We start from the raw sequence: 12511 nt of genomic DNA, 5'->3' as shown, positions 1-12511 counted from the left end.
TTCCATTTTTATGGAATATTGGCAGAAAAGGGCATTACTGTTTTTAAAAGGTCCTATTTAACTAGCAAACCGCGGTTTTTCTCCATCGGTCCGATTTTAGGATCATGACCTCTGAAATCGCGGAACATCTTCCCATAATCTTCTGTATTGCCTTTGGACAAGATCATATCGCGGAAACGCTGACCATTTGCCCTGTTCAAACCACCATTTTCCTCAAACCAGGAATAAGCGTCATCATCCAGCATCTCTGTCCATAAGTATGCATAATAACCAGCTGCATATCCGCCTCCCCATATATGAGAAAAATAACTTGTCCGGTAACGGGAAGGGACTTCAGAGAGGTCCAGTTTGAGTTTATGCAGTGATTCCTGCTCAAATTTATCCGTGTTTTTGGGTGTATTGTCTGGCGAAAGCTTGTGCCATGCCATATCAAGTGATGCAGCTGACAGAATTTCGGTCAGGTTATATCCCTGGTTGAATGTCGCTGCTTTTTTAATTTTATCTACCAAAACCTGTGGCATCGGCTGACCGGTTTTGTAATGCACCGCGTAATTTTTGAATACGGAAGGATCCATTGCCCAGTGTTCATTAAACTGCGAAGGGAACTCTACAAAATCACGGGCTACATTGGAGCCCGAAAGGATAGGGTATTTCTGATTGGCAAACAGCCCGTGTAATCCATGGCCAAATTCGTGGAACATGGTTGTCACATCACTGAAACTGATTAAAGCAGGTTGACCGGCAGCAGGTTTGGTGAAATTACATACATTGTAAATCACAGGTTTGGTACCCATTAGTTTGGACTGATTGACCAGGTTAGACATCCAGGCTCCGCCCGATTTGTTATCCCGTTTAAAGTAGTCACAATAAAATAAACCAATGGTGGATTTATCTTTATCAAAAACCTCGAACACCCTTACATCTTTCTGGTAGACAGGCAGATCATGACGTTCTTTAAAAGTGATGCCGTAAAGCTGTGTCGCCGCATAAAAAACGCCGTTTTCCAGCACTTTGTTCAATTCGAAATAAGGCTTAACCTGATTCTCATCCAGGTCGAACTTCTGTTTCCTTACTTTTTCAGCGTAGTAATCCCAGTCCCAGGGCTGTATTTTAAAACCACCTTTTTCCAGATCTGCCTGAGCCTGGATGTCGGCGGCTTCGACTCTGGCTTTGGCCGTTGCAGCAGGAACCAACTGGGCGAAGAAAGCTTCTACAGCGGCAGGTGTTTTGGCCATCTGGTCCTGAAGTTTCCAGGTGGCATAATCAGGGAAACCCATCAGTTTCGCTTTATCTGCACGGATTTTTGCGAGACGCAGAATCGTGCTGCGGGTATCATTTGCGTCATTTTTTTCGGTGCGGTTCCAGGAAGCATTAAATAATTTCTCTCTGGTGGCCCGGTTAGTCAGCGATTGTAAAGAGGGCTGCTGAGTTGTATTTTGTAGAGGGATTAACCATTTGCCATTCAATTTATTGGCTTTTGCACCCTGGGCAGCGGCGTCCAGTTCTCCCTGCGAAAGACCTGCCAGTTCAGCCTTGTCTGCAATAACCAGTCCCCCTGCTTTATTGGCTGCCAGTAACTGGTTCGTAAACTTAGCACTCAGAGAAGCATCCTCTTCATTCAGTTTTTTAAGCTGGGTTTTGTCTGCATCAGATAGTTTAGCACCTGCCAGTTCAAATTGCTGCTCGTAGAATTCAACCAGGCGTTTATCTTCCTGGTCGAGTTTAAGTTTGCTGAGACTGGCATATACAGTCTGAATACGTTTGAACAGTTTAGAGTTCAGATAGATTGCATCCTGATGTGCTGCTTGTTTCGGAGCAATGTCTTCCTGTATCTTTTGTAGTTTCGGATTCGTATTAGCTCCGGTCAGTGCACTGAATACATTGTTCACGCGGGCTAAAAGCTGACCACTTTTCTCCATTGCGACCAATGTGTTTTCAAAGGTTGGTGCATCCGGATTATCCGCAATTTTCTGCATCTCTTCCAGCTGAATTTTCATCCCTTCTTCAAAGGCGGGTTGAAAATCATCGTCTTTGATCTGATCAAATGCAGGAGTCTGGTAGGCCAGTTTGCTGGGTTCTGCAAACGGCCCGGAAGTTGAAGCGGATTTTTGCTGGCCAGCTTTGTTGTTGTTATTGCAGGAGGATGTCACTGCAATAATAGCCATCAAAGGCATGATAAATATTTTGTTCATTTTTATATAAATGGTTTATCCGAAATTACATAAAACTTAATTAATATTTTCCCAGCACGGTGAACAGATGATCGATATCAAAGGGTTTGAAAATATAATCATCAAAACCGGCCCTTGCATACTCAGTCTGGATATCATGATTACAACTGAGGGCAACTACGGGAAGGGAGGGGAAACCTTGCTTGATGGCGGTACAAACTGACACAGATTCTTCTCCGGAAAGTCTGAAATCAAGTAAAATCAAATGCGGATTAAATACGTTGATCAGTGAAACAACATCTTTGTAATGAAGTACCGGAAGTACTTCAAAGCTGGCTTCTTCCAGCAGAAAGGTTAATGTCTCGAGTAAGTCACAGTTGGTATCCTGTACAATCACTTTTTTCATCCGCAAAAAAATAAGAATCAAAAAATGATTTTGAGAGCATTTGATGATCTGGTAAATAATAGCTTTCTGGTATTTACGTATTATGTGTCAAATTGGATCATATTATTAGCTGAATTCATAATTTAACTGTAATTTAACGTTGATTTAACCGATGTAGAACTAAATAATCCTATATGCCTGAATTACCTGATCTAGAAATTTTCAGCCGCAATCTTCACCGCAGACTCAGCGGCAGGCAACTCAAAGAAATCACCGTTAGAAACAGCAAAAAATTAAACGTTCCGGTCACTGAATTAAAAGAAACCCTTGAATCTCAAAAACTGACCAGTGTATCCCGCACCGGAAAAGAATTGTATTTCGGATTTGAAAATGGAGCAGTACTGGGTTTACACCTGATGCTGAAAGGTGAACTGCATTTATTTACCGACGGGGACAGCCGTAAGCACACCATTGTCGAATTGGTTTTTAAAGATGGTACTCATTTTTCTTTAACTGATTTTCAGGGAATGGCCAGGGCAACACTAAATCCTGAAGCAGACCATACGCCAGATGCCTTATCCGAAGCAATCAACCAGGAATTCTTTAAACGTATATTTGCTTCGCGGAAGGCTACAGTTAAAAATGTTTTATTAGATCAGCATATTATCCGGGGAATAGGGAATGCCTATGCTGATGAAATTTTATGGGAGGCTGGAATATCTCCTTTCTCTGCCGCCAATAAAATCCCCGAAGCTAAACTCAGAGACCTGGCTAAAGCAGTCAGGCATGTACTGGAGAATGCTGTAAAACAGATTTCAAAAGCTGATCCGACAATTATCAGTGGTGAATTACGGGATTTTCTACGGATTCATACAACCAAGAAAACACATAGCCCTTCTGGTGTACCTATTCTGATTGATAAAACTGGTGCCAGGAAAACTTATTATACGCAGGAGCAGGAGATTTTCAATTAATCCTGGTTCCATCGGATAAATTTAAACAGGTGCTGAATTGTGGATGTAATATTTCAACCTATTACATTATATTCGTTCCTTTAACCAGGCACCTCAGCGGGCCGGAGGAACAAAACTTAAAATGAAAAAACAAGACAGTACGGATCAAAAGAGCCCGCCGGGACTATTCAGCCTGCTAAAACCCTATCGAGCAATGGTTATCCTGCTCATTCTGTTTGCTTTATTCAGTAACGGATTGAATTTGTGGCTCCCAAGACTGATAGGTCATGGTATCGATGCCTATAATACTGGGAATTTTTCCTATAAAACCATCATACAAGAGTTTACAGCTGTTGCTTTTGTTATTTTTATTTTCAGTTATTTACAGGGGATTATACAGACTTTTGCTTCTGAGCGGGTGGCACGTGATTTAAGAACACGGATCACACAAAAAATTTCTGCCCAGAGTTTTGCTTTTATTGAGCGGACCAATCCTTCAAAATTACTGACCAATCTTACATCGGATGTGGACTCTGTCAAAATGTTTATTTCACAGGCCATTGTTTCGATTGTTTCTTCCTTGTTTATCATCATTGGGGCTACGATTTTATTGTTGAGTATTAACTGGAGACTGGGGCTGACTACGATTTGTATTATCCCGATTATCGGGGGTGCTTATTACATCGTACTGGGGAAGGTAAAAGTGCTCTTTAAAAAGAGCAGAGAGGTCATAGACTGGTTAAATAAGGTTATTAATGAAAGTATTCTGGGGGCTGCACTGATCAGGGTAATCAATTCCCAGCAGCTGGAATATGAGAAGTTTTTTAATGCCAGTACACAGGCTAAAAACATAGGGGTTTCTATCCTCAAATTATTTGCCTATCTGATTCCGATCATAGTTTTTACAGCAAATATGGCTGGATTAACAATCCTTGCCCTGGGTGGACATTATGTGATCAGGGGAAGTATGACCATTGGTGATTTCGCTGCATTTAACAGTTATCTGGCTTTACTGATCTTTCCAATCCTGGTGATTGGCTTCATGAGTAATGTTATTGCACAGGCAACAGCTTCTTTTGGCAGGATCAGTCATGTACTGAACGCTGAGGACCCTGTAGAGACTGGTACAGTCACTGAAAAGCTGACCGGAGCGATAGAACTCAAAGGAGTGAGTGTGAATTACGGCGAAAAATCATCTTTAGCCGATATCTCTTTTAAGGTAAATCCGGGAGCGAAAATTGCTGTTATCGGCCCGACTGCTGCTGGTAAATCTCAATTGCTTTATCTGTTGACGGGCCTTATTCCGGCAAGTTCGGGAGAGGTACTTTATGATGGAAGACTGATTCAGGAATATCAATCGGAAGCTTTTCATCAGCAGGTTGGTTTCGTATTTCAGGATAGTATTATGTTTAACATGAGCATCCGTGAAAATATCGCTTTCAGTGATATTGTGACCGATGAATCACTGGAAAAATCTATTGAAACAGCAGAGTTGAAAGACTTTATAGATGCTTTACCTGAAGGTTTAAATACTAAAGTGTCGGAACGTGGACTGAGTCTTTCGGGAGGTCAGAAACAAAGAATTATGCTGGCACGTGCACTGGCATTGAACCCCAGAATTTTATTGCTTGATGATTTTACAGCGAGGGTAGATCCGCAGACCGAACAGAAGATCCTGGCAAATATTACCCGGAACTATCCGGGGCTGACCCTGATTTCTGTGACCCAGAAAATTGAAGCCGTACAACATTATGAACAGATCATTCTGTTGATGCAGAGCGAATTGCTGGCTGCTGGGACACATGAGGAACTGATGAACAAAAGTCCGGAATATATACAGATTTTTAACTCACAACAAAGTACGAGCAATTATGAATTATAATCTTAACAGCCTGCCTGGCACAGAAGCAAAAAGCTCTACCTGGTCAGGAGTAAAGAGTCTGTTGAAGCTCGTTGAACAGGAGCGGAAAACACTTTATATCGCGCTTTCAGCGGTTTTGCTGAATGCTTCACTGAATTTATTAGGCCCATTTTTAATTGGTCACACGATTGACAAATATATACTGACCAAACAATATCATGGTGTACTGGTCTTTTCAGGCATTTTATTATCGATGTATGTCATCGCTTTTGTGAGCAGCTATTTCCAGACCAAATTGATGGGTGGTTTAGGGCAGCGTATTATTTTTGAGTTGCGGAATGCTATTTTTAATAAGATCCAGCAACTTCCGCTTGCCTTTTTTAATGAGAATAAGGCAGGTGACCTGATTTCGAGAGTAAACAATGATACCGATAAATTGAACCAGTTTTTTTCTCAGGCGCTGATGCAGTTTATCAGTAATATCGTGATCATGACCGGTGCTGGTATTTTTTTACTGGTTATTAATATTGAACTTGGACTGGCCACACTGATACCCGCTGTATTTATCTTTTTCTTTACGAAGCTCGTTTCTCCCTGGATTAAGAAAAAGAACGCACTGAACTTAAAAAGTACTGGTTCCATGAGTGCTGAGATTCAGGAAAGCCTGAATAACTTTAAGGTTATTATAGCCTTTAACAGAAGGGATTATTTCAGGAAGAGATTTGACATTGCAAACCGGCAGAATTACGGGACAGCCATTGGTGCCGGACTGGCAAATAATATATTCCTGCCAGTATTTGGTTTCCTTTCTTCTATAGCACAGTTAACGGTGTTGTCTTTTGGTATTTACCTGATTACGCAAGGGAATTTTACCATAGGTTTACTGGTGAGTTATCTTTCTTATGCGACAAACTTTTACAACCCGCTGCGTCAGCTGGCAGCCCTTTGGACCAGTTTTCAGGTTGCATTGGCAGGATGGGACAGGATTTCGCAGATCTTATCGCTTAACAACAATCTGGTAACGATTTCCTATGATGATACGCAGGACCCCGGTCATGCGGTCATGGAATTCAGAAATGTACATTTCGGTTATCCGGGTGGTTATGAGATATTGCATAATATCAGTTTTACTATGGAAAAAGGTAAAACTTATGCGCTGGTCGGACCCACCGGAGGAGGAAAAACGACAACGGCTTCTATTATGGCCAGGCTGTATGATCCTTTACAAGGAATAATCTTACTTAATGGAAAGGATATTCGTACTTATAGCCCGCAGGAGAGAGCTGAGAAAATCGGATTTATCCTGCAGGAGCCATTTCTGTTTACGGGTACAGTTAAGGAAAATATTCTGTATAGTAATAACAGCTATCATCAGTTCAGCAATGAGCAGTTTTTACAAGTATTAAAAGAAGCTAAACTCGAAGGTTTACTGACTACTTTTGACCAGGGACTGGAAACACCTGTTTTATCAGGAGGGGAAAGCCTGAGTATTGGTCAGAAACAGCTTATTGCTTTTATGCGGGCAGTATTACGTAAGCCTGAGTTGCTGATTCTGGATGAGGCTACGGCCAATATTGACACGATCACAGAGCAGCTGCTTGGACAGATTCTGGATAATTTACCAAAGGAAACCACATTGGTCATTATTGCCCACCGGTTAAATACGATTGAAAACGCAGATGAGATATTCTTCATTAATTCGGGAGAAGTCACACGTGCAGGTTCTTTTAAAGAAGCTGTCGACCGTTTAATGCATGGGAAAAGGTTAAGCTAAGCTGGCCTTTGCTTATATTTAGTAAATTTTACTGGCATGAATAAACTTGTTTTAATCAGACACGGACAGAGCGAATGGAACCTCGAAAACAGGTTTACCGGATGGCAGGATGTAGATTTAAGTGAGAAGGGCAGGGCCGAGGCAATACAGGCTGGTAAACTATTGGCCGGGGCCGGTTTTGTTTTTGACATCGCTTATACTTCTGTCTTGAAAAGGGCGATAAAAACCTTACATCTTGTGCTTGAAGAAATGAATTTACTGTGGATTCCGGAGATCAAAGCCTGGCAGCTCAATGAAAGACATTACGGGGCGCTTCAAGGGCTCAATAAAGCAGAGACAGTTCACGAATACAGTCCTGAACAGGTATTAATCTGGAGGAGGAGCTTTAATATTTTACCACCTTCACTGGAGCCTGATGATATCCGTTCACCTTATCTGGATCCGCGTTATGTCAATATAGATCCTTCACTTTTACCATTGACTGAGAGTCTGGAAACGATGATGGAGCGGGTAATCCCTTATTATCAGAACGAGATTTCTCCGGCACTCAAAAGCGGCAGACATATCCTGATTGCCGCACATGGTAATACGCTCAGGGGATTGGTGAAGTACCTGGATAAGCTTTCGGATGAAGATATTGTAAATTACGAGATTCCAACCGGAGTTCCGCTGGTTTATGAGTTGGATGATAGTTTTGTGCCACTGCGTAAATATTATCTTCCTGCTCCCTAAGATTGTCATAGCCAGAGCCTTGTTTACTTATTAAAAACTGTATGTTTGAATATGTTTTTAATTTATTAAATCACTGATATTATGTCTATTGTAAAAACTCTTCTTACAATTGTTGTGGTCGTTGTGGTGTTCCTTCTGGTTGTCGGTCTTTTTCTCAAAAAAGAATATACAGTGGAACGGGATATAACGATTAACAAACCAAAACAACAGGTTTTTGAATATCTCAAACTGTTGAGAAATCAGAACAATTTTTCAAAATGGGCCAGGATGGATCCTAAGATGAAGCAAGAATTCAAAGGAACTGACGGAACAGTTGGTTTTATCTCTTCCTGGAGTAGTGAGGTTAAAAACGTGGGTACAGGCGAACAGGAGATCAGTAAAGTTACTGAAGGGCAACGGATTGATTACCATCTGCGTTTTATCAAGCCTTTTAAAAGTAATTCCGAGGCTTACCTCGAAACAACGGCGCTTTCCCCGGATCATACCAGGGTCAAATGGGCATTTACCGGAGTGATGAATTACCCGATGAACGTTATGCTTTTATTTATGAACATGGATAAAATGCTGGGCCCCGATTTACAGACTGGACTGGACAATTTGAAAGGTATTCTGGAAAAACCCTAAAAAAGGAGCTATTCAAGCTCCTTTTTTAGGGTACTGGTATAAAAGTAAATCTGCCCTGCTCAAAGTCTATAGGGATATCTTTTTTGAAATAGGTCCTGCCTATGGTATTTTCCATTTTGCCGATTCCAATCGTTAGTTTACCATCTTTTCTCAAAAAAGCCAGTGGATTCTTGTACGTTGGTTTATTCTTGCCGACTTTAAAAACATAATTGACAAATAGGGTGTCACCTTTGAATTTACCCTTAATTTCACCTCTGTTATTGGCTTTCTTATGATAGGTAATTATCAGTTTCCCTTCAACCTTTTTACTGAACTGATTCAGCTCCATTCTGGCCGTATCCTTTCTGTCGATTGCCATATAGTGGGTTGTAGACAGAGGTTTCTCTGGTTCTTTCCCGGCTGCGCCGTTATCCTGTGTGCAAATATATAACATCACTGAAGCAAGGGTTATATACACCAATATAGAAGTTTTGATCATAGCTGTTTTGGTTAAGGATGCATTTACTTAACCAATTCCATACGCGGATCTTCTATTTTTTACAAGGCACTGGTATAAATGTAAACCTGCCCTGTACAAAGTCTATAGGCACATCTTTTCTAAAATAGGTTCTTCCTAATGTACTTTCCATTTTACCGACTCCCATAATTAATTTGCCGTCTTTTTTCAGGAAGGCAAGCGGGTTCATATGGGCCTGTTTATCTTTTCCGACTTTAAAAATGTAATCAACATATAGTGTATCACCTTTGAATTTACCTTCTATTGTCCCGTTGTTATTGTCTTTCTTAGCAAAATTGATGACCAGGTTTCCGCCCATATTTTTACTGAACTGATTCAGTTCCATTCTGGCCGTGTCTTTTCCGTCAATAGCCATATAGCAGGTTGTAGATATAGGTTTTTCTGGTTGTTTATTGGTCGCGCCGTTATTCTGACTGCAACTGTATAACGCTGCCGAAGCAAGGGTCATACCTATCAGGATGGAAGTTTTCATCGTGTCTGTTTTGATTAATGATGTACTAATTTAATCAATTCCACAATCAATGGCCTATTTTTTTAACCAGCTATTTACTTGTCGCCGAAGTAGTGTGTCAGCCTGATTAAACATAATAGCTTTAGCATAAGGGGGACTCGTGTTTTCGTCCAGCCTGATCCATGACAGTTCCGGATGTTTCTGCTGTTGATATTTAGCCTCGGTTTCATCCGTGAACATGACGTCGGCACCACTGTTCAGTAAGGTGATGAAAACCTGCTGGTTATCGGGAATAACGTTTAATGTTGCCTGATGAATATGCTTTCTGGCGAATTGCTCGTTAGTGCCGCCGATATTTTCAATAATCCTGATACCTGCCTGATCAATCGCCTGAAAATTTACGAATTTGCTTTGTTCCTGTTTACGAAAAATGGCTACTTTACGGTCCATCAGCAGAGGAGCAGAGAAAATGAATGATTTTTGCCTGGCTGCATTGATGGAAATTCCACCTATAGCCAGATCAAATTTTTTAGCCAGGAGATCTGCGTTGAGATCCTTCCATGTTGTTTTTACAAAAACTACCCGTTTGCCCAGATGTCTGCCTAAACGTAAAGCCAGTTCGATATCCTCCCCAATAAATTGTTTACTGGCTGTGTCAAAGCTAGTTAGTGGAGGATAGTCACCGGTAGTACCTATCAGGATCTGGCCAGCTGGTGTCAGTTTACTGTTGCAGGCAGTAGCCAGCAACAGTAAACAGAAGAGTAAATAACGGGTGATTGGTTTCATAAATTAGTTTACACCGCCTTTGCGTGTTGGTTTTACAACCGGAGGCCATTTTCCTGGCTCATCAGTTTTTGGATTGGAAGGCAATACAATTTTCGCAGCTGATGTTTTGTCTGCATCTTCACTGGCCATATAAGCCAGGATCGCTGTCAGTGTAGCATTATTACGAACGTCATCAAATACAATCTTGTCATAAGTATCCCTGTTGGTATGCCAGGTATAGCTGCCATAAGACCAGCTGTTGGAACTTAAAGAGAATGCCGGTGCACCAGCTGCGACAAAGGATGCAAAGTCCGAACCTCCGCCTCCCGGAGCACCTGGGAAATTAGTTGTGATTTGTTTTCTGATGTTTTCCGGCACTTTAGCTAACCAGCGACCCAGATAATCGTAGGAATTCAGAAAACCCTGTCCTGAAAGATTAACGACTCTTCCTGTACCATTATCCTGATTAAATACAACCTGTATATTTTTGACAATTTCAGGATGATCTTCGACGAATGCCCTCGATCCGTTTAAACCCTGTTCTTCACTTCCCCAGTGTCCGATCAGAATAGTTCTTTTAGGATTTGGATACATCTTTTTCAGAATCCTTGCAGCCTCCATCATGGTGATTGTGCCTGTTCCGTTATCAGTAGCGCCTGTTCCACCATCCCAGGAATCAAAATGAGCAGATAAGATGACGTATTCATCAGGTTTCTCTGTTCCTTTAATCTCTGCGATCGTGTTAAATGTAGGCACTAAACCTAATTCCTTAGATTCGGTATGGACACTGATCTTTGGTTTGTTTCCTGTTTCCTGTAGTCTGTACAATAGTCCATAATCTTCCAGAGAGATATCTATAGAAGGGACCTTAGTGGTATTTGCCCCAAAGATTTTATTAACGCCAAATCCTGCTGACCAGTTGCTGGTTACGATACCCAAAGCACCGGCATTTTCTAAGGCAAGGGCAATGGCTTTTGGTTTCATACCTGTTTTGCTCATTCTGGAACGCCAGGCAGTGGTTTGTTCAGTTCTGCTGTTCTTCATCTTTTCGAAAGATTCGGGGGTTGCAAATTCCTGCCAGTTATAATCCGGACGACCTGTAGGCTGGTTCATCGATAATAGCACAAACTTACCTTTCACGTTGGGAAGCCAGCGACTAAAGGCTATGGAATCGGCCAGATCAGGGAAAATAATCACTTCACCGACTACCGATTTTCCTTTAGTTCCAGGGCTCCAGGCTAATTGCATACCCTCCAGGGATTTTACCCGGGGATAAACCATATCAATATGAGAGATCCCGCGTTCCCATCCGCGCCATTCGCCCCATTTTTCATTTTTAGCAGTGATTCCCCAGCTGGCGTATTTAGCTACAGCCCAGTCATTGGCCTGTTTCATCTGAGGCGAACCTACGAGCCTGGGACCAACTACGTCCATGAGTTCATGGGCAAGGTTCTCCAGTTGAGAATTTTCGTTAGCCTCTTTGACAATATTGTCTATGACCTGTGTTTTTGTCTGTGCATAACTGATGTTTCCTGTGAGCAGCAGGGAAACAAAAAGTAGCTTTGTACTTTGCTTTAAATACACAAAAGTAGGATGTTTCTGAGTAGTCTTCATTAATTTCTGAGGGTTAAGATTTATAGTTTAAAGATAACTATAAAACGTTTTGCGGGCCTGAAAGGAACAAATTTGATACATTGCAACTTATAGGCTATGTCTGGTCCGGCTCAAACTCCAGTGATACTGAGTTCATACAAAAGCGTTTGTAGGTTGGTGCCGGCCCATCATTGAAGATATGCCCCAGATGGGAGTCACATCGTCCGCAGGTCACCTCGATCCGGCGCATACCATAACTGACGTCTTCTTTGTAGATGACACTGCCTGGTTTGAGTGTCTCAAAAAAACTAGGCCAACCACAGCTGCTGGCAAATTTGGCACCTGATTTAAATAATACATTTCCACAGACAGCGCAATAATACGTACCGAGCTCATCACTATCCCAGTATTTCCCGGTAAAAGCACGCTCTGTGCCTTGTTCCCTGGCTACATGGTATAAATCTGCAGGAAGTATTTTTTTCCATTCTGTGTCTGGAACATCCAGTCTGGTATCGTCTGTTCTTGAATAAAAGGGGTTGTTATGTGTAGGATTATCCATATCTTTCTATATTGAATTGATATAAAGATAAGATATAATTTAGTTTTGGTGGTAGTACTGGTCGGGGAAAGGCCACCATTACCCCACCATTAGGCCACGATTAGGCCAGGTATATACCTGGCCTAA

Annotated in this window: 12 protein-coding genes; 5 read left to right on the top strand and 7 right to left on the bottom strand. The window is 41.7% G+C overall.

Going from position 1 to position 12511, the window contains the following annotated elements:
• Positions 1-53: 53 nt before the first annotated feature.
• Together dcp and HDF25_RS23340 are read right to left on the bottom strand one after the other, a co-directional pair.
• Positions 54-2192, bottom strand: a complete 2139-nt coding sequence (gene dcp, locus HDF25_RS23345) for a peptidyl-dipeptidase Dcp (RefSeq protein ID WP_184628819.1) — start codon at positions 2190-2192, stop codon at positions 54-56.
• A 40-nt stretch (positions 2193-2232) separates the two neighbouring features.
• Complete coding sequence (locus HDF25_RS23340) at positions 2233-2577, bottom strand: response regulator (protein WP_184628818.1); 345 nt, start codon at positions 2575-2577, stop codon at positions 2233-2235.
• A gap of 173 nt (positions 2578-2750) precedes the next feature.
• On the opposite strand from HDF25_RS23340, the gene HDF25_RS23335 reads away from it, so the two are divergent.
• From HDF25_RS23335 to HDF25_RS23315, 5 genes are all read left to right on the top strand, one after another.
• Positions 2751-3530: an Fpg/Nei family DNA glycosylase gene (locus tag HDF25_RS23335; RefSeq protein ID WP_184628817.1), complete on the top strand. Its 780-nt coding sequence runs from the start codon at positions 2751-2753 to the stop codon at positions 3528-3530.
• A 121-nt stretch (positions 3531-3651) separates the two neighbouring features.
• The gene (locus HDF25_RS23330) at positions 3652-5391 is read left to right on the top strand and encodes an ABC transporter ATP-binding protein (protein WP_184628816.1); all 1740 of its coding nucleotides are present in this window, start codon (positions 3652-3654) and stop codon (positions 5389-5391) included.
• On the top strand, positions 5381-7144 hold the full coding sequence (locus tag HDF25_RS23325) for an ABC transporter ATP-binding protein (RefSeq protein ID WP_184628815.1): 1764 nt from the start codon (positions 5381-5383) through the stop codon (positions 7142-7144). Before HDF25_RS23330 ends, HDF25_RS23325 begins: the two co-directional genes overlap by 11 nt.
• Positions 7145-7180: 36 nt before the next feature.
• Entirely contained in the window at positions 7181-7876 is a 696-nt protein-coding gene (gene gpmA / locus HDF25_RS23320; RefSeq protein ID WP_184628814.1) for a 2,3-diphosphoglycerate-dependent phosphoglycerate mutase, read from the top strand.
• A gap of 81 nt (positions 7877-7957) precedes the next feature.
• Complete coding sequence (locus tag HDF25_RS23315; RefSeq protein WP_184628813.1) at positions 7958-8500, top strand: SRPBCC family protein; 543 nt, start codon at positions 7958-7960, stop codon at positions 8498-8500.
• A gap of 25 nt (positions 8501-8525) precedes the next feature.
• On the opposite strand, the gene HDF25_RS23310 is transcribed toward HDF25_RS23315, so the two are convergent.
• From HDF25_RS23310 to msrB, 5 genes are all read right to left on the bottom strand, one after another.
• On the bottom strand, positions 8526-8978 hold the full coding sequence (locus HDF25_RS23310; RefSeq protein WP_184628812.1) for a hypothetical protein: 453 nt from the start codon (positions 8976-8978) through the stop codon (positions 8526-8528).
• Positions 8979-9030: 52 nt separating this feature from the next.
• Positions 9031-9489: a hypothetical protein gene (locus tag HDF25_RS23305; protein WP_184628811.1), complete on the bottom strand. Its 459-nt coding sequence runs from the start codon at positions 9487-9489 to the stop codon at positions 9031-9033.
• Positions 9490-9543: 54 nt separating this feature from the next.
• Positions 9544-10254: a transporter substrate-binding domain-containing protein gene (locus tag HDF25_RS23300; RefSeq protein ID WP_184628810.1), complete on the bottom strand. Its 711-nt coding sequence runs from the start codon at positions 10252-10254 to the stop codon at positions 9544-9546.
• Between the two features lie 3 nt (positions 10255-10257).
• Positions 10258-11847 (bottom strand): M20/M25/M40 family metallo-hydrolase, encoded by a 1590-nt coding sequence (locus tag HDF25_RS23295; protein WP_184628809.1) that lies wholly within the window; start codon positions 11845-11847, stop codon positions 10258-10260.
• A gap of 94 nt (positions 11848-11941) precedes the next feature.
• Positions 11942-12385: a peptide-methionine (R)-S-oxide reductase MsrB gene (gene msrB, locus HDF25_RS23290; protein ID WP_184628808.1), complete on the bottom strand. Its 444-nt coding sequence runs from the start codon at positions 12383-12385 to the stop codon at positions 11942-11944.
• Positions 12386-12511: the final 126 nt, after the last annotated feature.

Source organism: Pedobacter cryoconitis (genome assembly GCF_014207135.1).
In the GTDB taxonomy this organism is placed as follows: domain Bacteria; phylum Bacteroidota; class Bacteroidia; order Sphingobacteriales; family Sphingobacteriaceae; genus Pedobacter; species Pedobacter cryoconitis_D.
This window is presented reverse-complemented; position numbering and strand designations above follow the sequence as displayed.

What these genes read in the sequence shown, in the direction of transcription:
- HDF25_RS23315 (WP_184628813.1), top strand. Translation starts at nt 7,958, where the DNA reads ATGTCTATTGTAAAAACTCTTCTTACAATTGTTGTGGTCGTTGTGGTG.
- gpmA (WP_184628814.1), top strand. Translation starts at nt 7,181, where the DNA reads ATGAATAAACTTGTTTTAATCAGACACGGACAGAGCGAATGGAACCTC.
- HDF25_RS23305 (WP_184628811.1), bottom strand. Translation starts at nt 9,489, where the DNA reads ATGAAAACTTCCATCCTGATAGGTATGACCCTTGCTTCGGCAGCGTTA.
- HDF25_RS23340 (WP_184628818.1), bottom strand. Translation starts at nt 2,577, where the DNA reads ATGAAAAAAGTGATTGTACAGGATACCAACTGTGACTTACTCGAGACA.
- dcp (WP_184628819.1), bottom strand. Translation starts at nt 2,192, where the DNA reads ATGAACAAAATATTTATCATGCCTTTGATGGCTATTATTGCAGTGACA.
- HDF25_RS23300 (WP_184628810.1), bottom strand. Translation starts at nt 10,254, where the DNA reads ATGAAACCAATCACCCGTTATTTACTCTTCTGTTTACTGTTGCTGGCT.
- HDF25_RS23335 (WP_184628817.1), top strand. Translation starts at nt 2,751, where the DNA reads ATGCCTGAATTACCTGATCTAGAAATTTTCAGCCGCAATCTTCACCGC.
- HDF25_RS23310 (WP_184628812.1), bottom strand. Translation starts at nt 8,978, where the DNA reads ATGATCAAAACTTCTATATTGGTGTATATAACCCTTGCTTCAGTGATG.
- HDF25_RS23330 (WP_184628816.1), top strand. Translation starts at nt 3,652, where the DNA reads ATGAAAAAACAAGACAGTACGGATCAAAAGAGCCCGCCGGGACTATTC.
- HDF25_RS23295 (WP_184628809.1), bottom strand. Translation starts at nt 11,847, where the DNA reads ATGAAGACTACTCAGAAACATCCTACTTTTGTGTATTTAAAGCAAAGT.
- msrB (WP_184628808.1), bottom strand. Translation starts at nt 12,385, where the DNA reads ATGGATAATCCTACACATAACAACCCCTTTTATTCAAGAACAGACGAT.
- HDF25_RS23325 (WP_184628815.1), top strand. Translation starts at nt 5,381, where the DNA reads ATGAATTATAATCTTAACAGCCTGCCTGGCACAGAAGCAAAAAGCTCT.